The organism is Pseudooceanicola sp. HF7 (genome assembly GCF_011806405.1).
Classification (GTDB): domain Bacteria; phylum Pseudomonadota; class Alphaproteobacteria; order Rhodobacterales; family Rhodobacteraceae; genus Pseudooceanicola.
This window is the reverse complement of sequence record NZ_JAATOW010000048.1, coordinates 1-19763: the sequence shown is the minus strand read 5'-3', so window position 1 is coordinate 19763 and position 19763 is coordinate 1. Positions and strand designations below refer to the sequence as shown.

Here is a 19763-nt window from a genome sequence, read left to right as displayed (position 1 = left end):
AGAGGTCCATCATGACGATCAAGACCCAAATCGCAGATATCCGTTACAACCCCGCAGACCGGGCTTTCGAAGCCATGGTCACGCTCTTCGACAAGGGCCGTGCCTACGGCTACCCACTGTCCCTGCAAGCGCCATTGGACATGGAATATGATGAGGTCATGCGCCGCTTGGCGGCCATGGCTCGCAGCCGCCATGAACGTGGCGCGCCGGGGATGCATTCGACCCGGGCCGATCCCGAACAGGGGATCGAGGCGATCCCGGCCATGGTACAGCAGGCGACACAGGCGCTCTGGGACCGGATCATGCAGCGCGCGGCCTGACCGGCCCGCCTGCCCCCATACTGTCCGCCTGATCTGCCTTGTTTCACTGGGCTTGACCCTTGGGTCGGGGACGCGCATAGAACGTCCGAGCCCCGGAAAAAGACAGAGATGCGCGACATGACCGATACCAAAGCTGACGACCGCCTGATCGTGGCACTGGATGTGCCCAACGCCCTGGCCGGGCTGGACCTGGCAGGGAAGCTGGGCGATGCGGTGTCCTTCTACAAGATCGGCCTTGGCATGCTGACCGGCGGTGGTATGGCGCTTGCCAATGAGCTGAAGCAGGAACACGGCAAGCGCATCTTCCTGGACATGAAGTTCTTCGACATCGGCAACACGGTGGAAAGCGCCGTGCGCGGCATCGCCCAGTTTGACCTGGATTTCCTGACCGTGCATGGCGATCCCTACGTGGTGCGTGCTGCCCGCGAAGGCGCAGGCGGCTCAAACCTGCAGATCCTGGCCGTGACGATCCTGACCTCTCTGGACCGGGCTGACCTCGACAGCGCGGGCATCAAGGACGGCGATATCGCCGAGCTGGTCGTGGAACGCGCCGCCAAGGCGCTGGAAGCGGGCGCCCATGGGGTCATCGCCTCTCCGCATGAGGCGGCGGCGATCCGCGCCCTGCCCCAGGCAGAGGGCAAGCTGATCGTGACCCCCGGCGTGCGCCCGACGGACAGCGCCAGCGATGATCAGAAACGGATCGCGACGCCCGCCGCGGCCCTTGCCGATGGCGCCGACCACATCGTCGTCGGTCGTCCGATCTACAAGGCCGAGGATCCCCGCGCCGCCGCCCAGGCCATCCTGCGCGACATCGCCAAAGTCTGAAGCGCCTAGCTGGCCAGGTAATCCGCCAGGCGCGCCTGGAAGGAAGCAATCGCCAGCGGATGGCAGAGGTAGTCCTCTGCCGTCATCATCTGCCAGCTCTGCCCTTCGTCGCCCAAACGGATCTCTGCGATCCGGCTGGCGGGAAGGGCGGCTGCGAAATACCAGACTTCTCTGCCCTTCGGATCAAGGTAGGACCTTGCATAGTGCAGGTCCGAGGGGCTCAGCTTCAAGGACAGCTCTTCGCAGGCTTCCCGCAACACGCAATCCACCGCGCTTTCGCCCGGATCCCGCCCGCCGCCGGGCAGGTCGAACCGGCCCGGATCGGGGATCGTGGGAATATCGTCCCGCAGGATGACCGGGAAACGCGGGCCCAGGAAGATCAGCGCCTTGGCTCCGTAGACCAGGCGCGCCCGGTCCAGCGCTTCCGGCGGCAGAGCCGCGGTGCGCTCAGACATCGTCGTTGATGTCACGGTCCCAGATCTTGGCCTTCTGTCCGCGCCCATAGTAGCGGCGCAGGGCCAGCCAGGCGATCAGCGACAGCAAGGCGAAGATCAGCAGCAGAAGCTCCGCGCCCAGCAGGATGCCCAGCAACAACAGCGCCCCCACGACCGCCGCCCCGATGGCGAAGCCCAGGAACAGGAACCCGGGCAACAGGATCTCAAGCCCCAGCAGCAGGATCGCGGCAATGGCCCAGGCCCACCAGATCAGGAAGAAGCCCATCTCAGACCCCTTTCCGGCCGAACAGCTTGAAGGCATCGCCAAAGGCCTCAAGCGCATTGGCCGGCACCACGATGGTCTGCTTGCCCGAACCCTCACCCAGGGAGACGAGCGCCTCGACCTGTTTCAGGGCCACCTGGTACTGCGCCGCCTCGATCCCGTTGCTGGCAATCGCCTCTGCCACGACCCCGGTCGCATAGGCCTCTGCATCGGCCTGGATCCGGCGCGCCTTGGCCTTCTGCTCTGCCGCGTAAAGCTCTGCATCCGCTGCCAGCTCGACCGAGCGTTTCTCCCCCTCCGCTTCCGTGACAGAGGCGCGGCGGGCCCGTTCGGCGTTCAGCTGCTGCAGCATCGCGGCGCGGGTGGCCTCATCCAGGTTCACGTCCAGGATCTCTGCCCGCGTGACCTCGATCCCCCAGTCGTCCACGGCATCCTCGACACTGGACTTGATCGTGGAGATCAGGACCGAGCGGTTGGATTGCACCTCGTCCAGCTCCATCTTGCCGATTTCGCTGCGGACGATCCCGGCGACGGTGGTGGCAATGGCGGCATCCACGTCGCGGATCCGGTAGACGGTCTTTTCCGGCTCCGTGATGCGGTAGAAGACAGAGGTCTCCACGTTCACCAGCACGTTGTCAGAGGTGATCGCATCCTGCGCCGCATTGGGCAGCTGGCGCTCCAGGATGGAGATCTTGTGCGCCACGCGGTCGATCAGCGGCACGATCAGGTTGATGCCCGGCCCAAGCACGCTGCGCAGGCGGCCGAAACGCTCGACCACGTATTTTTCGGACTGCGGGACGATTCGGACCGCCTTCAGGACGATCAGGATGACCAGAGCCGCCAGTGCGATGGTCACGATGGTCGCCCCCTCGATCTGGAGCTCCGCAAGGTATTGTTCGAATTCCATGATATGCCTCCCGGGGCTTTGGTAGGCCCCTGCCCGCTGACGATAGCCTATCGCCCCGGACAGGGGTAGAGTCGGGGCAGATCTACCGGGAATCCCGAACCACCGCCATGCAAGCTCTCTGCCGTGATTGCCTGACCGAATTCACCGCCCCTGCGCGCAGGGGCGCGCGCTGTCCGTCCTGCCGCAGTCCCAGGGTGGTAGCCCATGAAGAGCTGCGCAGCCTTTCCATCGCGCATATGGACTGCGACGCCTTCTATGCCTCGGTCGAAAAGCGCGACAACCCTGAGCTAGCGGCGAAACCGGTGATCATCGGCGGCGGCAAGCGCGGCGTCGTCTCCACCGCCTGCTACGTCGCGCGGATCCGTGGCGTGCGCTCTGCCATGCCGATGTTCCAGGCGATGAAGCTCTGCCCGGACGCGGTGGTGATCAAGCCGCGGATGTCCGCCTATGTCGAAGCCTCCCGCGCGATCCGCGCCATGATGGAAGAGATGACCCCCTCCATCGAACCGCTCTCCCTGGACGAGGCCTTCCTGGATCTCACCGGGACCGAGCGCCTGCACGGCCACCCCCCTGCGGTGATGCTGGCCCGGCTGGTGAAGCGGATGCGGGACGAACTGGGGCTGACCGGCTCCATCGGGTTGAGCCACAACAAGTTCCTGGCCAAGATCGCCTCTGACATGGACAAGCCGCATGGGTTCTCCGTGATCGGCAAGGCCGAAACGGATGACTTCCTGGCGCCCAAGCCCGTGCGGCTGATCTGGGGCGTGGGCGCGGCCAGCCAGGCCGCGCTGGAAAAGGCCGGCATCCACACCTTTGCCGATCTGCGCCGCTGGGAACGCCAGGACCTGGTGGCGCGCTTCGGCTCCATGGGGGACCGGCTGTGGCACCTGGCCCGCGGGCAGGACCGCCGCCGGGTTTCGGCCAATGCGCCGATGAAGTCGATCTCGAACGAGACGACCTTCTTCGAGGACACATCGGATCCGGACCTGCTGGACGGGCATCTGTGGCGGCTGGCGGAAAAGGTCTCTGACCGGGCCAAGGCCAAGGAGCTGGCCGGGCGCACCGTGACGCTGAAACTTAAACAGGCCAATTTCGCGCTGATCTCGCGCCGGCACAGCCTGCGGGATGCGACCCAGCTGGCGGACCGGATCTACCGGGAGGCGCGCAGCCTGTTCGAGGCCGTGGGCGATCGCGGGCCCTATCGGCTGATCGGCGTGGGATTGTCGGACCTGATTCCGGCCACGGATGCGGACCGGTCCGGCGACCTGCTGGACCCCGGAGCGGTGCGGCGCGGACAGGCGGAGCGCGCAACGGATTCGATTCGCGCCCGGTTCGGGCCGGAAGCCATCCTGAAGGGGCGTGCCCTGCGCTGAGCTATTCGGCGGCCAGCGGCAGCGTGTTCCTGCGGCCAAGCGCAGAGATCTCCCGCACCGCCTGGCGGATCTTCGCCGCGATCTCCTCGAATTCCGGCAGGAGCTCTATGCGGTGCTCATCCATGTAGAGAGAGCGATCAATCTCGACCTGCACAACGTGCTGGGCCCGGGAGGGGCGTCCGTAATGCTGGGTGACATAGGCCCCGGCGAAAGGCGCGTTGCGAATCACTGACAGGCCCGCGGCGCTGAAGGCCGCTTCGATCCGGTCGACGATACAGCCCTCGGCAGAGGCGCCGAAGCGATCCCCGATCACCACGTCCGGACGCCGGCGGGCATTTCGCGCCACGCCATCCAGCGCCTCGCGCGGCATGGAATGGCAATCCACCAGAATCGCTTCATCGAACTCCCTGTGGGCCTCGCTCAGCAGGGTGCGCAGCGCGCCGTGATAGGGATGCCAGTTGCGCGCCAGCCGGTCCTCTGCCTCTGCGAAGGGCAGCTTGCCGACATAGATCGGCATCCCCCCGGCCACCACGCGGGGAATCACCCCCAGGCCGGAGCTGATCCGCGGGTTGTGCCCCCGGCGGCGCACCCCTTCGACCACGGCGGGATCCAGTTCATCCGCCGCGCGGTTGAGGTCCACGTAAGCCCTTGGCACATTGGCGCAAATCAGCGGCGCTCCGAACTCCGGCGCACAGCAAAACAGCTGATCCACGAAAGCATCTTCGGACGAACGCATCTGCACGGCATTGAGCCGCGTACGCTGCAACAGGTCCGCCGGATAATCGCGCCCGCTATGCGGAGAGGCAAAGATGACGCTGGTCGAGACCCTTTCCGGCCGGAAAATATCGTAAGGATTGCGAGTCATGTTGGCTCCGGATGCTTGGTGATAGTACTCCAAAAAAGGATTGCCAAAAGCCCCTTGATCCCGCCTTCGACTCCTTTTATACGACGCGAACCGGCGCGGAGCTCCCGCGCTCCTTTTTTTGAAAAGCACCGCTTTTCTGGATCGGAGCAGGGGTCAAAGCAAAGGTCATGGGCGATTAGCTCAGCGGTAGAGCACTTCGTTGACATCGAAGGGGTCACAAGTTCGAACCTTGTATCGCCCACCATGAATTCACCGGTCCCCAAGGGGATCACCGCGTAACTGGCGCTAGCCGCGCCGCGACAAGAGGAGATGAACATGAAGGTTCGTAACTCGCTCCGCTCGCTGAAGCAGCGCCACCGCGATTGCCGCGTCGTGCGCCGCAAAGGCCGCGTCTATGTTATCAACAAGACGCAACGCCGCTTCAAAGCCCGCCAGGGCTGAGAACAGCAGCAGCAATGCACGAGACGGGGTCGCTTCGGCGGCCCTTTTTCGTGTTTGGGAGTCAGCCTTTCTGCAGCCCCCTATCCTGGCATGGTTTTATCGGGACATGAGTCGGCCCCGCCCCACGGGGCCCCGACTCAGCTGTCACAGCGGTCTTGCGATCAGACGCTGGCGCGCACCGGGCGGACAGGCTTGCTGAGCTTCAGGTAGGTCAGGATTCCGACAAGGAAGCCAACACCGGACAGCAGCACCGCGATGACGATCTGCCTCTCTCCCAACTCGGGAGAGGTCACGGCAATGAAGCCGAAGATCCAGAACAGGCCCCAGGCCAAGACATTCAGGATCGCGATCCCCTTGCGCTTCATGCTTTTCCTCCCGGACGCCGCAGCGCCCCCTGTTGCTGTCAGGCGCCCCTCCCAAGGCGCCGGGCGGGTGGGTGCTGCGCCAAGGGCGCGCAGTCACTCGCAGGGCGGATTTCAGCAGAAAACAGCGCCCCGGCATAGAGAGAAATATGAAAAATCCGGGAAAAACGCGCCCTTGCCGTCAGGCGAAGTAGCGCTCCACGGCATCGGCCAGCACGTTCAGCCCGGAAACCAGGTCCGCTTCATCGGTATCTTCGGCGAAATCATGGCTGATGCCGTTGATCGACGGCACGAAGAGCATCGCCACCGGCATGTGCCGCACGACAGAGGTCGCATCATGCAAGGCACCCGATTGGATGTGGCGCCAGCGGCCGGGCGCTTGCGCCTCTGCCGCGCCGGCAAGGGCGGCTTGCAGGGTGGCGTCCATCGGCACCGGCTCCAGCCCCAGCAGGCCGGAGGTTTCAAGCCCCATGCCGGTTTCGCGGGCCACGTCCGCAGCGGTTTCGCGCACGATCTCTTCCATGCGGTCCAGCCGCGCCCTGTCGCCGTCGCGCCACTGCATGGCAAAGCTGCACCGCCCCGGCACGATGGAATGAGAGCCGGGGTGCAGGTCAACGGAGCCGGTGGTCCAGACCGTCTGCGGCGTCACGACATTGCGGAATCGTTCGGCGATCAGCGCCTGGTAGCGCAGCATCGCCTGGAAGGCATCCTTGCGGCGGTGCATCGGCGTGGTGCCCGCGTGATTCTGTTCGCCCAGGAAGGTGATCGTCATGTCGCGGATGCCCACGATATCAGAGACGACGCCCACCGCCTGGCCCGCTTCATGCAGCCAGGGGCCCTGTTCGATATGGCATTCGATGAAGCCGGTGAAACGGGTCGGATCGACCTCTCCTGTCACCATGTCGGCCATGCGGGCGCGGGCCTCTGCAAAGGTGATGCCATCGCGGTCGCTCAGCAGGTCGGCCTCGGCCAGGGTGGTGTTGCCGGACCAGATCCGGCTTCCGGTGGTCACGCCAAAGCGCCCCTCTTCGTCCTGGAAGGACACGGCAGAGACGGGCAGCCCCGCCGCCCGGCCCGCGCGGGCCAGTTCCAGGCCGCAGATCACGCCAAGCGCCCCGTCCAGCCAGCCGCCTTCGGGCTGGCTGTCAGAATGGGATCCGATCAGCAGGGATGTCCCCTCTGCCAGGCCCCAGACCGTGCCGGTGGCATCCACCGCGCCCTCAAGACCTGCCTCAACATATTGATCCAGAAGCCATTTTCGCGCCTCTATATCCGGGTCGCTGAAGGCCGGGCGCACCACGCCCTTGCCCACGCCAGAGGCGCCGAAGCTGCGCAGCTTGTGCAGATCGGCAAGGAATCTCTCGGGATTGACGGGAATCATGGGGGCCTCCGGGCTGGTTCCCCGCTAGGGACCATGCCCGCCGCGAAATGGCAAATCAGGGGCGCTGTTGCGCGATCCTTCAGCCGCCGCGCACCAGGTCGTCTTCGTCGTCCTGGGCGGACAGGCCAAGCGCTTCCAGCCCGTTTTCCAGGTGATCCGACAGGTGCGGCGTGCCCAGCAGGTAATCCACCGTGGGGCTGCTGCGTTCTTCGCGCGCGGTGCGCATGGCCTCTTCCAGCTCATCCGCATCGAAGGACTCGCGGCCGATCCACATGATGGCGACGAGGCTGATCATCTCATCCTCGTTCATCGTTTCTAGAAAGGCGCGCAGCTCTCCTTCTGCCCGCGTCAGTTCGCGGGACATGAGGATGACATTGGCGACCTTGTTGACGGAAATCTCAAGCATGGCGTTCTCTCCTGTTCGGAGGTCTCTTCACCACGTCAGCCTGCGCCTTGCCTTGATTTATCTCAAGGGCAACTTTTCGGGACGGCCCAAGGCGGCGGGCGAAGGATCACCGCGCCGGCCATGATCCGGGGCGTTTCGGCAGGAAAAGGGGCCATCGGGCATGGTTTGCGCGCTTTTCTGCGGGGGCGTGCAGGATAGGGGGTGGGGCCCACCAAGGGGTTAAGGCACCGTTCCACGCGCTTTTGCCGGGGCCGGAATGGGGCGCGACGCGCTCAGGTGCGCCCGAAAAGCCGTTCGATATCGGTCAGTTGCAGCTCAACATAGGTGGGGCGACCGTGGTTGCACTGGCCGGAGTGGGGCGTGGCCTCCATCTGGCGCAGAAGCTCGTTCATTTCCGCCACCTGCATCCGGCGACCGGAGCGGATGGAGCCATGGCAGGCCACGCGGGACAGGATCGCCTCAATCCGGGCCTGAAGGGTCATGGACTGGTCCTGGTCGGAAAGCTCATCAAGCACGTCGCGGATCAGCGCCTCTGCGTTGATTTCCCCCAGGATGGCGGGGGTTTCGCGCACCGCGATGGCGCCGCCGCCGAAGGGTTCCAGCACCAGCCCCAGCTTTGCAAGATCCTCTGCCGCTTCCATCAGGCTTTGAGCATCCCCTTGGGACAGCTCGATAATCTCAGGGATCAGCAGGGCCTGGGAGGCCACGCCATTGGCGGCCATCTGGGTCTTGAGCTTTTCATAGACCAGCCGCTCATGGGCGGCGTGCTGATCGACGATCACCATGCCGCGGGCGGTCTGGGCGACGATGTAATTCTCATGCAGCTGGGCGCGCGCGGCCCCCAGCGGATGCTCTTCCAGGGGCTGTTGGGGCACCTCTTCCACCGGCTCGAAACGGCCCGAGGGCGCGCTGTCAAAGGCCGGCAGGGCGGCCTCGGAAAACTGCGGCGGGGGCATGTCTGCATCACGTCGGTAAGGCGTCGGTATCGCGTCGGTATTACGTCGGTGCGCAGCGGGCGCCTGGTAAACAAAGGGTTTACCTTCGGGCGTCACCCGCGGGCCGCTGTTTTCCTCGGGGCGGAAGGCGCCCAGTGTCGCCCCGGCCACGGTGGTGGAGGCGCGGTGCCCGGCCTCTGCCAGCGCATGGCGCAGGCCGGAAACGATCAGCCCGCGCGCGGTGCCGGGATCGCGGAAGCGGACCTCTGACTTGGCGGGGTGGACGTTCACGTCGACCAGTTGCGGATCGCATTCAATGAACAGAGCCGCCGCCGGGTGGCGATCGCGCGACAGGAAATCGAAATAGGCCGCCCGCAGCGCGCCGGTCAGCAGCTTGTCCTTCACCGGGCGTCCGTTGACGAAAAGGAACTGCGCCACGGCAGCGCCGCGCGAATAGGTTGGCAGGGCGGCGTAGCCGGTCATTTGCAGCCCGTCGCGCTCTGCCTGGATGGCCAGGGCGTTTTCGGCGAATTCGCGGCCCAGGATCGTGGCCAGCCGGGCATGGAGCGCATCGAACAGATCGCCGCTTTCCGGATCGGCGCGGAAGATCGTGCGATCGGGGTCCGACAGGGTGAAGCCGATGAAGGGCTCGGCCATGGCGAGCCGCTTGATGATATCGGTGACCGCCTGCATCTCTGCGCGGTCGGTGCGCAGGAACTTCAGCCGCGCGGGCGTGGCGTAGAAGAGATCGCGCAGCTCCACCACGGTGCCCTGGTTCAGCGCCGCCGGGCGCACCGGCTGGGTCTGCCCGCCGGAGACGCGGATTTCGGCCGCGTCATGCCCCTGGGCGCGGGAGGTCAGCGTCAGCCGCCCGACCGCCGCCAGGGAGGGCAGCGCTTCGCCCCGGAAGCCGAAGGTGTGGATGTTCAGCAGGTCCGAGCCGTCGATCTTGGAGGTCGCGTGGCGCGACAGGGCCAGCGGCAGGGCATCGGGGGTAATCCCGCAGCCGTTGTCCTTGACCCGGATCAGGGTCTTGCCGCCATCGGCCACGGTGATCTCTATCCGCGTGGCGCCGGCATCTATGGCGTTTTCCACCAGTTCCTTGACGGCAGAGGCCGGGCGCTCGACGACTTCGCCGGCGGCGATCCGGTTGATCGCCCCTTCATCCAGCTGGCGGATGACCGGCTGCGCGGGAAGGGTCTGGGTTTCGCTTATCTTGAGGTCAGGACGCTGCATGACGCTAAACCTAGCATGAGGCAGCCGAGTCGGAAATGGGGGGCGGCGCAGATTGCTGTGGATAGCTGGGGGGAAATCCGCGTGTTTCGGGGCCGCAGGCGCTGGCGTGCGCAAGCGTGCCGTCAGGGCGCGGAGGGCGGCGGCATGGCCTTGCGAAACAGCTGAGGCATGGCCTCGGGGTTGCGCAGGCAGATCACCCGGTCCGCGCTGAGCGCGAAGGGCGTCAGGTGCACGCGCAGGTCCGCGCCAGAGGCAAAGGGCGACACCCTTACGCGGGCATGGCGGATCGCTGTGCGGCAGGGGCCGGCGATGAACCAGCTTTCCTGCGCCATGCCGGCAAAGGCCTCTAGATAGATCACCACATCGGCAAGCTGCGGCTGGGGCTGGAAGGTGACAGAGGCCGCCATCATCGGCGGCAGGGGCTGCGCGGCGGCGGGCGCCGACAGAAGCGCGGCGGCACATGCCAGCCCCCGTCCCGCGCCCGGCCAATCTGTCATGGTCATCCTGCCGCCCCCTTCCGTGTGAGGGCGCAGGCTAGCGGCCGGGTCTTTACCGGCCCCTAACGGGGGCGCTCAGCCCCGGGTGGCGGCCTTGTACCAGTCGCGGATTGCCTGGCGTTCGTCTTCCTCGATGAAGCTGACGTTGGCCGGTGGCATGGCATGGCTCAGCCCCGCCTGCAGGTAGATGGCGCGGGCGTTACGGGTGATCTGGGTCGCATTGTCCAGGCGCACGCCCTTGGGGGCCCAGAGGATACCGTCATAGAAGGGCTCTGCGCTATGGCACATGGAGCAGCGCCCCAGCACGATGTCATGCACCTGCTCGAACCCCTCGGCCTGGGCGAAGCGGGTGACCACGCGGGCGTCTTCATCGCCGTCGTCGTTCATCCAGAGCGGCGCGGTGGACAGCCACATGACGGCCAGGAACAGGATCGCCGTCACCAGCCAGGTCCACCAGGGCGTGCCCTGGCGGGAGTGGACGGAGTTGAAGAAGTGCCGGATCGTCACGCCCATCAGGAAGACCAGGCTGGCGATGATCCAGGTATATTCCGTGGAGAAGGCCAGCGGGTAGTGGTTGGACAGCATCATGAAGATGACCGGCAGCGTCAGGTAGTTGTTGTGGGTCGAGCGCTGCTTGGCGATCTTGCCGTACTTGGCGTCCGGCGTGCGCCCCGCCTTAAGGTCGTCGACCACGATGCGCTGGTTCGGCATGATGATGAAGAAGACGTTGGCGGACATGATCGTGGCCGTGAAGGCCCCCAGGTGCAGCAGCGCCGCCCGCCCGGAAAAGACATGGGTATAGAACCAGGCCAGGCAGACCAGGATCACGTAGAGCCCCAGCATCAGCCGGGTGTTGTTGTCCCCGAACTTCGATTTGCAGATGAAATCGTAGATCACCCAGCCCAGTCCAAGCGACAGCACGGAGATCGTCACCGCCTGCCAGCGCGACAGGTCCATCACCGCCGGGTCGATCAGGTAGAAATCCGCGCCCAGGTAGTAGACCAGCATCAGCAGGGCAAAGCCCGACAGCCAGGTCGAGTAGCTCTCCCATTTGAACCAGACAAGGTCATCGGGCATGTTCGAGGGGGCCACCAGGTACTTCTGCACGTGGTAGAAGCCGCCGCCATGGACCTGCCATTCCTCACCGCCGACGCCCTGGGGCAGCTTGTCGTGACGGTGCAGGCCCAGGTCCAGCGCGATGAAGTAGAAGGAAGAGCCGATCCAGGCGATGCCGGTGATCACATGGGTCCAGCGCACCGCGAATTCCAGCCAGGCCCCAATGGCCGCCATGTCATACATCTGTTCCGTCCCTCCGGGTCATTGCGATATCCAGTAAACACGATGCGACGGTGGCGGCAAATCCCGGAGGGCCCTTGTGCGGGCTCTTGAATTGCAGCCGATGCAAGCGCGCGCCAAGGCACGTCACATCCCGTGGGCAAGGCCGGTCTTCCCGGGCCATCCCGCGCCCCCCGCGGGGCTGGTCGCCCGCGTGTCGAATGGGTTTTGCCCGCTGAAAACCGATCGGTCCAGCAGATAGCGTCGGAAGGGTGTGGGAATTCTTGCGCCCGATCCCCGCTGCGCAGGATTTCGTCAGGCAGGCGACCCGTGGGAAAGCGCCGGGCAAAGGGCGGGCGGGCCAAGCAAAAAGGCCCGGACGCGAACGTCCGGGCCAGGCTTCAGGCTGAATTGGAAGGAGGAAATCAGCCCTTAGAGAACTCCGGGTATGCTTCCATGCCCAGCTCGGCCATATCGAGGCCGGCGATCTCGTCTTCTTCGGAGACGCGGATGCCCATGATCGCCTTCAGGATCAGCCAGACCAGGCCGGAGACCACGAAGGTGAACACGCCCACGACAACGATGCCGTAGATCTGCGCGCCGAAGGAGGCGTCGGGGTTGGTGAAGACAACCGCGATGGTGCCCCAGATGCCGCAGACCAGGTGGACCGGGATGGCACCGACAACGTCGTCGATCTTCAGCTTGTCGAGGACCGGAACAACCAGGACCACGATGATGCCGCCGATCGCGCCGATGATGGTCGCTGCGCCCAGGGAGGGGGTCAGCGGCTCTGCCGTGATGGAGACGAGGCCTGCGAGGGCGCCGTTGAGCACCATGGTCAGGTCGGCCTTGCCGTACATGATCTGCGTCAGGATCAGCGCCGCGACGGCACCGCCAGCAGCGGAGGTGTTCGTGTTGGAGAAGATCCGGGACACGTCGGCAACGTCACCGACAGAACCCATGGCCAGCTGCGAACCACCGTTGAAGCCGAACCAGCCGAGCCACAGGATGAAGGTACCCAGCGTGGCAAGGGTCAGGTTGGAGCCGGGGAAGGCATTGACGCGACCGCCGTCGTAACGGCCCAGGCGCGGACCCAGGATCAGCGCACCGGCCAGAGCGGCCCAGCCACCCACGGAGTGCACGACGGTGGAGCCTGCGAAATCGAGGAAGCCAGCCGCGTCCAGGAAACCGCCGCCCCATTTCCAGGAAGCGGAAACCGGGTAGATGATGGAGGTCAGGATGATCGTGAAGATCAGGAAGGGCCAGAGCTTGATGCGCTCGGCCAGGGTCCCGGACACGATGGAGGCCGTGGCGGCACAGAACATCAGCTGGAAGAAGAAGTCCGAACCGGTGGAGGCATAGCCGTAGTCGTCCGCGGCATCGGCGGTCACGCCGACGGCTTCAAGAACGCCGGGGCCCCAGACGCCGGAGAGCCAGCCGTCGATTGCCCAGGTGCCCAGCGGGTACATCAGGTTGTAGCCGATCAGGTAGTAGAAGATCGATGCGAGGCCGAAGAGGGCCACGTTCTTGGTGCACTGCATGGCAACGTTCTTGGAACGCACCAGGCCCGCTTCGAGCATGGCAAAGCCGCAGGCCATGAAGAACACGAGGAAGCCGCCGATGAGGAACAGCAGCGTGTTCAGGATAAAGACCGTATCCGTGGGCACGGCCGCGGCAGGTGCCGCTTCCACGACCTCGGCGGCCTCCTGTGCGAGGCCCAGGCTCGGCAGCGCCATCAGCGCGGCGGCAAGGCCCAGTTTGGTAATGGTTTTCATGAAGTGAGTTCCTTTTCCCTGTCCGATGCCGCTCAGAGTGCGTCGTCGTTGGTTTCGCCGGTCCGCACCCGAACCGCTTGCTGGACGTCGAGCACGAAGATCTTGCCGTCGCCGATTTTCCCGGTCTTTGCGGTCTCTGTGATCTTTTCGACGACCTGGTCGGCCATGGCCGCGGTCACCGCGATCTCAAGCTTGATCTTCGGCACGAAGTTCACCGCGTATTCGGCACCGCGGTAGATCTCCGTATGGCCCGACTGAGAGCCGAAGCCTTTGATTTCCGTCACCATCATCCCGCGCACGCCGATCTCGGTCAGCGCCTCACGGACCTCCTCGAGCTTGAACGGTTTGATTGTTGCAATGATCAGTTTCACTACTATCCCCTTCCTTGATGCGGCCGACCGTGCAGGCGGCTACCGCAGTTTGGCACTCGCAGATAAGCCGTGCCTGTCAGAGATGCGGAACAGCGAGGCGGGTTGGCTAGGGTAAATTGAGGAGTCAGTGCCGTTTTTTTGGCCGTTTTACAAAAAGGGCACATTTTTTAGTCACTTCAATTACAGCTTGTGAACAGTGGCTGGCTCTACATTCCCCGCCGATCCATGTAGGATGTCGGGAAAGCAAAAAGCTCGGGCAGGGCATCATGAACGATTCAGGTTTCGTAAGGCCGCCACTTGTGGCGGAGCGCCGTGGTGGCGGAAAGGCAAGGGACACGAAGGCAGGCAGACAGCCCCGGCGCGGAATCGCCGAACCGGCGCTGTCGCGGTCTTCGGCCAATTCTGGGGTCAATTCCGGGGCCAACCCCGGGACAAATCCCGGAACCAGAGGCGGCAGCACAGGCGCTGCGGCGGCGGGCGGTTTCAACCGTGCGGCGAGCAACGGGGCGGCGGCGGCCAATGGCGCTGCTGTGAACGGGGCTGCTGGGGCCAACGCCGGCGCCACCGCTGCCGGGGCCAATGGCACCAGCCAGCGGCGCGCGCCCATGGCGGCCTCCAAACCCGGCAGCAAGCCGCGCGCGACGCCCAAGCCCGGTTCCAGGTCCAAGCCGAAAGGCAGCGGCACCCGTGCCAAGCCGAAGACCGCCGCGCGCTCCTCCGGGCGCAAACCGCCGACGAATCGCCGCAAGCGCGGTGGCGGCGGGGGCGGCAACGGGCGCGGCCCGCGCAATCCCGTGCTGCGCTTCTTCTGGAACCTCCTGCGCTGGCCGCTGATCCTGCTGTGGCGGATCAGCTGGCGGCTGGGCGCGGTCTCGGCCGCGATCATCCTGATCTGTGCCGGCTATATCGCGGCCACCCTGCCCCCGGTCGATGACCTGGTGGACGGGCGCGCGCGCGGATCGGTCACCATGCAGGACGTGAACGGGCAGACCTTTGCCTGGCGCGGCGACCAGTTTGCCGGGATGATCACCTCTGAGCAGGCCTCTGAAAACCTGCGAAACGCGATCGTGGCCACGGAAGACCGGCGCTATTATGGGCATTTCGGCGTCTCGCCGCGCGGCATCGCCTCGGCCATCCGGATCAACCTGAGCGAGGGGCGCGGGCCGCTGTCGGGTCACGGCGGCTCTACCATCACCCAGCAGACGGCCAAGCTGCTCTGCCTGGGCGAGCCCTACGATCCGACCCAGTGGAAGAACGAAAGCGCCTATGAGGCCGATTGCCGTGAGACCACCCTGTGGCGCAAGGCCAAGGAGGCGGTCTACGCCATGGGCATGGAGATGCGCTATTCCAAGGCGGAGATCCTGACGATCTACATGAACCGGGTTTACCTGGGCGAAGGCGCGCGCGGCTTCGAGGCCGCCAGCCAGCGCTACTTCGGCAAGAGCGCCCGTGACGTGACCCCGGCGGAAGCCGCGATGCTGGCCGGACTGCTGAAGGCCCCGACCCGCTATGCGCCCACCAACAACCTGGCGCGCAGCCAGGACCGGGCCAACGTGATCGTCGGCCTGATGGAGCGCGAGGATTACCTGACTGCCGCCCAGGCCGACAATGCCCGCGCCCACCCCGCCCAGCTGTCGGAGGCCGCGCAGGACAAGTCGGGCGGCTATTTCGCCGATTGGCTGATGTCCTCTGCCCCGGATTTCCTGACGCGCCAGAACGCGGACGTCGTCTTTGACACCACGCTGGACCCGCGGATCCAGAAAGCCGCCGAAGAGGCCCTGGCCCATGTCTTCGACACCAAGGTGCGCGAAGGGTCCGATGCCCAGGCCGCGATCGTGGTGATGAGCGCCGATGGCGCCGTGCGCGGCATGGTCGGCGGGCGCGATCTTGAGGGCGGCGGGGTCTTCAACCGTGCCACCCAGGCGCTGCGCCAGACCGGCTCCAGCTTCAAGCCCTTCGTCTATGCCACCGCGCTTGAGCTGGGCTGGAGCTGGAACGACGTGGTGCAGGATACGCCGCTGACCCTCAACATCCCCGGATCCGGACCCTGGACGCCGGAGAACTACGATCACAAGTTCCGCGGCCCGGTCACCCTGGTCGAGGCGCTGGAGCATTCGCTGAACATTCCCGCCGTCCGCGTTGCCGAGGCCGCCGGGCTGGACAACGTGCGCCAGGTCGCAGAGGGCTTCGGCATCTGGCATGACCTGGCCCCCGGCCCGGCCCTGGCGCTTGGCGCCTCCGAAGCGACGCTGGTGGAGATGGTCGGCGCCTATGCCGGCATCCTGAACGGCGGCTCCTCCGTCGAGCCTTACGGGATGACCCGCGTCACGCTGCAGGGCGACAACGAGCCGCTTGCCACGACAGAGAGCGGCATCGGCGAACGGGTGATCCGCGAGGATGCCGCGCGCGAGCTGATCTACATGATGCGCCAGGTGGTGACCAATGGCACCGGGCGCCGCGCCGGGCTGGACAACGTGGAGATCGCCGGCAAGACCGGCACCACGCAGGCCGCGCGGGATGCCTGGTTCATCGGCTTCTCCGCCGATTACGTCACCGGCGTCTGGATGGGCTACGACAACAACACGCCGCTCACCGGGGTCACCGGCTCTGGCCTGCCGGCCGAGATCTTCCATGAGACCATGGTGCGCGTGCAGGACGGGCTGGAACCCCGCCCGCTGCCGATGATCCATCCCCAGCCCGCCCAGGGGCGCGACATGGCCGGGGACTCCAACGGCGGGGGCGGCACCCGCTCCAACCCGGTGGAGCAGGTGGGCAATGTCATCGAACGCGCCCTGCGCGATATCTTCGGGCTGAACTGAGCGGGCATCGCCCCGGACCTGACAACGAAAAAGGGCGGCCCCTCGGGACCGCCCTTTTATTGTGTGGAAAGGCTATGCCCTTCGGCTGGCCGCCTAGCTCAGCCCGCTTTCTGCAGGGCCGCTGTCAGCCCGGAGATGGAGCCGCGGTTCTGGTCCAGCATCGCGCCGATCTCATCCCGCTCAGTCAGTCGCAGGGAGATGCCTTCGATGAACAGGTCGAAGAACAGCGGCTTACCGGAGGCATCCGACACCAGGAACTTGACCGCGAAGGGCGCCTGGCCGGCCAGGTCCGCGGTGGCGTCCACCTCGACCCAGGTCTTGACCGCGCGCGAGCCGCGCACGTTGATCTTGCCGCCGATGAATTCCCGGAACCGCTTGCCGTACTTGCGCGCGATATAGCCGGAGAAGGCATTCACATAGGCCGTCATCTCTGACGCAGAGGCGCTGCGTGCCGCCGGACCCAGGGCCGAGCGGGCGATGATGTTCACGTCCGCATATTGATTCAGGATCCTCTGGAAGTCGCCGATCATCGCGGATTCGGACTTGCCCGAGGAAATCACCGCATTGATCCGGTCCACGGCAGAGGTCACCAGGCTTTCGGCCTGGGAGTTGGACACGGCAAGGGCGGCACGGGGGCCGAGCGCAGCAGCCGCCAGCACGGCGACGCCGCCGCCAAGCAGACCGCGGCGGGTCGGGGTATTGAAGGTAGGGATCATCATAACTCTCACCATAGGGGTCATCATAGGATTCTGCGTAGGGATCCGCATAGGGATCCCCCGACGCATTCGATGCCGGATCGCGCCCGGCATTCTTCGCCAGCTGGTAGCGGCGGTTCTGAAGGTAGATGTTGCGCAGCTGGCTGTAGCTGTCTGCGCTTTCGTAAAGCACCGCATCGAAGCTGTCGGCGCTTTCACCCCGTTCGTTCACGATGCCGGACTGCCGGGCGATCAGGCCGGTTGTATAAAGGTCCGGATCCACATTGGCACCGGCCCATTTCAGGGGCGAGTTGCCGAAGTCCACGATCATGCCCAGGACATCCCGCTGGGTCGAGGGCCCGAAGACCGGCACCTCGATATAAGCGCCTTCCGGCACGCCCCAGACGTAAAGCGTTTCGCCAAAGTCGGTGTCCCGCCAGGGGATGCCGAACTTGGAGGCCGCATCCACCGCACCGCCGAACCCGACAGTGGTGTTCAGCACGAAGCGCGCGGTGTTCAACGCCGCCTGGCCGAAGCGGAACTGCAGGACGTTGTTGATCACGTCCAGCGGCGCCTTCAGGTTTTCGCCGAAGTTGTAGACCAACGTCCGGAACTCATGCGGGACATTGTCCACATAGGCGATGGAGACCGGGCGCAACACGTTGGTGTCCATCCGCTTGTTCAGCTCATGGGTGCGGCGGTTGTCCTCCTCGAAGGGATCCGAGTCCAGCCGGGTGACGGAGTCACTTGGCGTACAGCCCGCCAGGGCCAGGGTCAGGAGCACGGTAGCCGGAAGCAACCTGCGAGGAGAGAGACGGGCAATGGACTTGTTCATGCGGGGATCAATCTTTTCAAATCCGGATCTGGTCGAACGAGGGTAGCTCTGGGCCTTTATCTATTCCTTAAGTGCGCCGATGCCATAGCAAGGGCATCATACAGCGAAATTTGTGGCGCTCAGGCGACAGGCGATCACGGGGGAAACAGGGGCCAAGGAATCCTATTGTATTTCCTTACAAGCAATCGTGATACCGGGAAATCGCGATTGGCGGAAAGGTGCGGATGTGTTGGACAGGACCAAGGAAAAAGGGCTGGCTGAGCTGCGTGCGATCCGCAGGGAGAACCGCCCATTGTTCTGGGCCGCAGCGCTGTTTTCCACCTTTGCCAACCTGCTGATGCTGACCGGGCCGCTTTACATGCTGCTGGTCTATGACCGGGTGATGACCTCGCGTTCGGTAGAGACCCTGCTGGCGCTGACGGGGCTGGCGGCCTTCCTGTTCCTGATCATGGGCGTGCTGGATTTCGCCCGCGGGCGGATCATGTCGCGCATCGGGGCGCGGATGCAGGCGCGGCTGGACCAGCGGGCCTATGACGCCGCGCTGCGCCGGGCGGCGATCCACGCCGATCCGCTGGCGGCCTCGGCCCTGCCGGACGTGGAGGCGCAGCAACGGCTGCTGTCTTCCTCTGTCCCGGGGGCGCTGTTCGACCTGCCCTGGACGCCGATCTTCCTGGCGGGGATCTCCCTGTTCCATCCCTACCTGGGGATGCTGGCCCTGGGTGGCGGCGCGCTGCTGGTGCTGGTGGCCCTGCTCAACCAGATGCTGTCGCGCCACGCCCAGGCAGAGGCCATGGGCAAGTCCCAGGCGGCCCAGGCCCAGGCGGACCAGATGCGGGCAGAGGCTGGGCTGATCCGCGCCATGGGCATGAGCGGCGCCGTCTTCCGCCGCTGGCTGCGCCTGCGCCGCGACGCGCTGACCAAACAGATTTCCGCCGCCGATGCGACCTCTGGCTTCTCCGTGGCCTCCAAGACGCTGCGGCTTTTCCTGCAATCGGCGATGCTGGGCATGGGCGCCTGGCTGGCCCTGCGCGGAGAGATTTCCGCCGGCGCGATGATCGCGGGCTCCATCCTGCTGGGCCGCGCGCTGAGCCCGGTGGAGCAGCTGATCGGCAACTGGCCCCTGGTGCAGCGGGCGCGCCGGGGCTGGGACAACCTGGCCTACCTGCTGGGCATGGAGCCGGCCGTGCCGCCGCGCACCGCCCTGCCGCGTCCGCGCGCCCGGATCGAGGTGATGCAGGCCAGCGTCGTGCCGCCGGGCGAACAGGTTCCGACGCTGCGCATGGTCAGCTTTTCCCTCAAGCCCGGCGAGGCCCTGGGCGTCATCGGCACCTCCGGCGCGGGCAAGTCCACGCTGGCGCGGGCGATGACCGGCGCCTGGCCCTGCCACGGCGGCAAGATCCGTCTGGATGGCGCCAGCCTGGACCAGTATTCCAACGAGGACCTGGGCAAGCTGATCGGCTACCTGCCGCAACGGGTGGAGCTTTTCGATGGCACCATCGCGGAAAACATCGCTCGCATGGCAGAGCAGCCGGATGATGCCGCCGTGGTCGCCGCCGCGCAGCGCGCCGATGCCCATGAGATGATCCTGAGGATGCCGGAGGGCTATGACACCAGGGTCAGCGCCCATGGCGGGCGGCTGTCCGGCGGGCAGATCCAGCGCATCGGCCTGGCCCGCGCGATGTATGGCGACCCGGTGCTGCTGGTGCTGGATGAGCCGAACTCCAACCT

General features: G+C 65.6%; 19 protein-coding genes, 1 tRNA gene and 1 pseudogene. 7 read left to right on the top strand and 14 right to left on the bottom strand.

From position 1 onward, the window contains the following. Window positions 1-11: 11 nt before the first annotated feature. Both HCZ97_RS18880 and pyrF read left to right on the top strand, forming a co-directional pair. Window positions 12-320, top strand: a complete 309-nt coding sequence (locus HCZ97_RS18880) for a hypothetical protein (RefSeq protein ID WP_167690665.1) — start codon at window positions 12-14, stop codon at window positions 318-320. Window positions 321-437: 117 nt separating this feature from the next. Further along, window positions 438-1145, top strand: coding sequence for an orotidine-5'-phosphate decarboxylase (gene pyrF / locus HCZ97_RS18875; RefSeq protein ID WP_167690664.1), 708 nt, complete (start codon window positions 438-440; stop codon window positions 1143-1145). Window positions 1146-1150: 5 nt separating this feature from the next. Here the strand turns inward: pyrF and HCZ97_RS18870 are convergent, their stop codons facing one another. Genes HCZ97_RS18870 through HCZ97_RS18860 form a run of 3 tightly spaced genes read right to left on the bottom strand, consistent with a single transcriptional unit; the run spans window position 1151 to window position 2769 of the window. Further along, window positions 1151-1600, bottom strand: a complete 450-nt coding sequence (locus HCZ97_RS18870) for an NUDIX domain-containing protein (RefSeq protein WP_167690663.1) — start codon at window positions 1598-1600, stop codon at window positions 1151-1153. Beyond that, a complete protein-coding gene (locus HCZ97_RS18865; protein WP_167690662.1) occupies window positions 1593-1865 on the bottom strand; it encodes a hypothetical protein in 273 nt (90 codons plus the stop codon). The genes HCZ97_RS18870 and HCZ97_RS18865 overlap by 8 nt, the downstream gene beginning before the upstream one ends. Before the next feature lies 1 nt (window position 1866). Further along, window positions 1867-2769, bottom strand: coding sequence for an SPFH domain-containing protein (locus HCZ97_RS18860; protein ID WP_167690661.1), 903 nt, complete (start codon window positions 2767-2769; stop codon window positions 1867-1869). A 107-nt stretch (window positions 2770-2876) separates the two neighbouring features. Between HCZ97_RS18860 and HCZ97_RS18855 the strand changes: the two genes are divergently transcribed. Then, the gene (locus HCZ97_RS18855; RefSeq protein WP_167690660.1) at window positions 2877-4142 is read left to right on the top strand and encodes a DNA polymerase IV; all 1266 of its coding nucleotides are present in this window, start codon (window positions 2877-2879) and stop codon (window positions 4140-4142) included. Between the two features lies 1 nt (window position 4143). On the opposite strand, the gene HCZ97_RS18850 is transcribed toward HCZ97_RS18855, so the two are convergent. Then, window positions 4144-5007, bottom strand: a complete 864-nt coding sequence (locus tag HCZ97_RS18850; protein ID WP_167690659.1) for an N-formylglutamate amidohydrolase — start codon at window positions 5005-5007, stop codon at window positions 4144-4146. A gap of 169 nt (window positions 5008-5176) precedes the next feature. Between HCZ97_RS18850 and HCZ97_RS18845 the strand changes: the two genes are divergently transcribed. Then, window positions 5177-5251: transfer RNA gene (locus tag HCZ97_RS18845), tRNA-Val, on the top strand. Window positions 5252-5322: 71 nt separating this feature from the next. After that, entirely contained in the window at window positions 5323-5448 is a 126-nt protein-coding gene (ykgO, locus tag HCZ97_RS18840; RefSeq protein ID WP_010141322.1) for a type B 50S ribosomal protein L36, read from the top strand. 161 nt (window positions 5449-5609) lie between these two features. Here ykgO and HCZ97_RS18835 read toward each other — a convergent pair whose 3' ends face one another. From HCZ97_RS18835 to HCZ97_RS18800, 8 genes are all read right to left on the bottom strand, one after another. Beyond that, window positions 5610-5813, bottom strand: a complete 204-nt coding sequence (locus HCZ97_RS18835) for a hypothetical protein (protein ID WP_167690658.1) — start codon at window positions 5811-5813, stop codon at window positions 5610-5612. 178 nt (window positions 5814-5991) lie between these two features. Beyond that, window positions 5992-7191: a hydantoinase/carbamoylase family amidase gene (locus tag HCZ97_RS18830; protein WP_167690657.1), complete on the bottom strand. Its 1200-nt coding sequence runs from the start codon at window positions 7189-7191 to the stop codon at window positions 5992-5994. A gap of 79 nt (window positions 7192-7270) precedes the next feature. Then, the gene (locus HCZ97_RS18825) at window positions 7271-7597 is read right to left on the bottom strand and encodes a DUF3775 domain-containing protein (protein ID WP_167690656.1); all 327 of its coding nucleotides are present in this window, start codon (window positions 7595-7597) and stop codon (window positions 7271-7273) included. A gap of 272 nt (window positions 7598-7869) precedes the next feature. Continuing rightward, window positions 7870-9768 (bottom strand): DNA mismatch repair endonuclease MutL, encoded by a 1899-nt coding sequence (gene mutL, locus HCZ97_RS18820; protein ID WP_167690655.1) that lies wholly within the window; start codon window positions 9766-9768, stop codon window positions 7870-7872. 122 nt (window positions 9769-9890) lie between these two features. After that, entirely contained in the window at window positions 9891-10271 is a 381-nt protein-coding gene (locus tag HCZ97_RS18815; RefSeq protein WP_167690654.1) for a hypothetical protein, read from the bottom strand. A gap of 69 nt (window positions 10272-10340) precedes the next feature. Next, entirely contained in the window at window positions 10341-11564 is a 1224-nt protein-coding gene (locus HCZ97_RS18810; RefSeq protein WP_167690653.1) for a urate hydroxylase PuuD, read from the bottom strand. A 401-nt stretch (window positions 11565-11965) separates the two neighbouring features. Then, window positions 11966-13315 carry an ammonium transporter gene (gene amt, locus HCZ97_RS18805; protein ID WP_167690652.1) on the bottom strand — a complete coding sequence of 450 codons (1350 nt, stop codon included), beginning with the start codon at window positions 13313-13315 and terminating at the stop codon, window positions 11966-11968. Between the two features lie 32 nt (window positions 13316-13347). Continuing rightward, complete coding sequence (locus HCZ97_RS18800) at window positions 13348-13686, bottom strand: P-II family nitrogen regulator (protein WP_119838554.1); 339 nt, start codon at window positions 13684-13686, stop codon at window positions 13348-13350. Between the two features lie 605 nt (window positions 13687-14291). Between HCZ97_RS18800 and HCZ97_RS18795 the strand changes: the two genes are divergently transcribed. Beyond that, entirely contained in the window at window positions 14292-16505 is a 2214-nt protein-coding gene (locus HCZ97_RS18795; protein ID WP_167690672.1) for a transglycosylase domain-containing protein, read from the top strand. 98 nt (window positions 16506-16603) lie between these two features. Here HCZ97_RS18795 and HCZ97_RS18790 read toward each other — a convergent pair whose 3' ends face one another. Together HCZ97_RS18790 and HCZ97_RS20900 are read right to left on the bottom strand one after the other, a co-directional pair. After that, the gene (locus tag HCZ97_RS18790; RefSeq protein ID WP_175581783.1) at window positions 16604-17221 is read right to left on the bottom strand and encodes a phospholipid-binding protein MlaC; all 618 of its coding nucleotides are present in this window, start codon (window positions 17219-17221) and stop codon (window positions 16604-16606) included. Between the two features lie 115 nt (window positions 17222-17336). After that, window positions 17337-18035: pseudogene (locus HCZ97_RS20900) on the bottom strand (VacJ family lipoprotein); the annotation flags it as partial. Between the two features lie 226 nt (window positions 18036-18261). On the opposite strand from HCZ97_RS20900, the gene HCZ97_RS18780 reads away from it, so the two are divergent. Beyond that, on the top strand, window positions 18262-19763 hold a 1502-nt coding region (locus tag HCZ97_RS18780), incomplete at its 3' end, for a type I secretion system permease/ATPase (protein WP_167690651.1).

Excerpts from the sequence above, each read along its gene's own strand:
- HCZ97_RS18880 (WP_167690665.1), top strand. The coding sequence starts at position 12 with ATGACGATCAAGACCCAAATCGCAGATATCCGTTACAACCCCGCAGAC.
- pyrF (WP_167690664.1), top strand. The coding sequence starts at position 438 with ATGACCGATACCAAAGCTGACGACCGCCTGATCGTGGCACTGGATGTG.
- HCZ97_RS18870 (WP_167690663.1), bottom strand. The coding sequence starts at position 1,600 with ATGTCTGAGCGCACCGCGGCTCTGCCGCCGGAAGCGCTGGACCGGGCG.
- HCZ97_RS18865 (WP_167690662.1), bottom strand. The coding sequence starts at position 1,865 with ATGGGCTTCTTCCTGATCTGGTGGGCCTGGGCCATTGCCGCGATCCTG.
- HCZ97_RS18860 (WP_167690661.1), bottom strand. The coding sequence starts at position 2,769 with ATGGAATTCGAACAATACCTTGCGGAGCTCCAGATCGAGGGGGCGACC.
- HCZ97_RS18855 (WP_167690660.1), top strand. The coding sequence starts at position 2,877 with ATGCAAGCTCTCTGCCGTGATTGCCTGACCGAATTCACCGCCCCTGCG.
- HCZ97_RS18850 (WP_167690659.1), bottom strand. The coding sequence starts at position 5,007 with ATGACTCGCAATCCTTACGATATTTTCCGGCCGGAAAGGGTCTCGACC.
- ykgO (WP_010141322.1), top strand. The coding sequence starts at position 5,323 with ATGAAGGTTCGTAACTCGCTCCGCTCGCTGAAGCAGCGCCACCGCGAT.
- HCZ97_RS18835 (WP_167690658.1), bottom strand. The coding sequence starts at position 5,813 with ATGAAGCGCAAGGGGATCGCGATCCTGAATGTCTTGGCCTGGGGCCTG.
- HCZ97_RS18830 (WP_167690657.1), bottom strand. The coding sequence starts at position 7,191 with ATGATTCCCGTCAATCCCGAGAGATTCCTTGCCGATCTGCACAAGCTG.
- HCZ97_RS18825 (WP_167690656.1), bottom strand. The coding sequence starts at position 7,597 with ATGCTTGAGATTTCCGTCAACAAGGTCGCCAATGTCATCCTCATGTCC.
- mutL (WP_167690655.1), bottom strand. The coding sequence starts at position 9,768 with ATGCAGCGTCCTGACCTCAAGATAAGCGAAACCCAGACCCTTCCCGCG.
- HCZ97_RS18815 (WP_167690654.1), bottom strand. The coding sequence starts at position 10,271 with ATGACCATGACAGATTGGCCGGGCGCGGGACGGGGGCTGGCATGTGCC.
- HCZ97_RS18810 (WP_167690653.1), bottom strand. The coding sequence starts at position 11,564 with ATGTATGACATGGCGGCCATTGGGGCCTGGCTGGAATTCGCGGTGCGC.
- amt (WP_167690652.1), bottom strand. The coding sequence starts at position 13,315 with ATGAAAACCATTACCAAACTGGGCCTTGCCGCCGCGCTGATGGCGCTG.
- HCZ97_RS18795 (WP_167690672.1), top strand. The coding sequence starts at position 14,292 with ATGGCGGCCTCCAAACCCGGCAGCAAGCCGCGCGCGACGCCCAAGCCC.
- HCZ97_RS18790 (WP_175581783.1), bottom strand. The coding sequence starts at position 17,221 with ATGATCCCTACCTTCAATACCCCGACCCGCCGCGGTCTGCTTGGCGGC.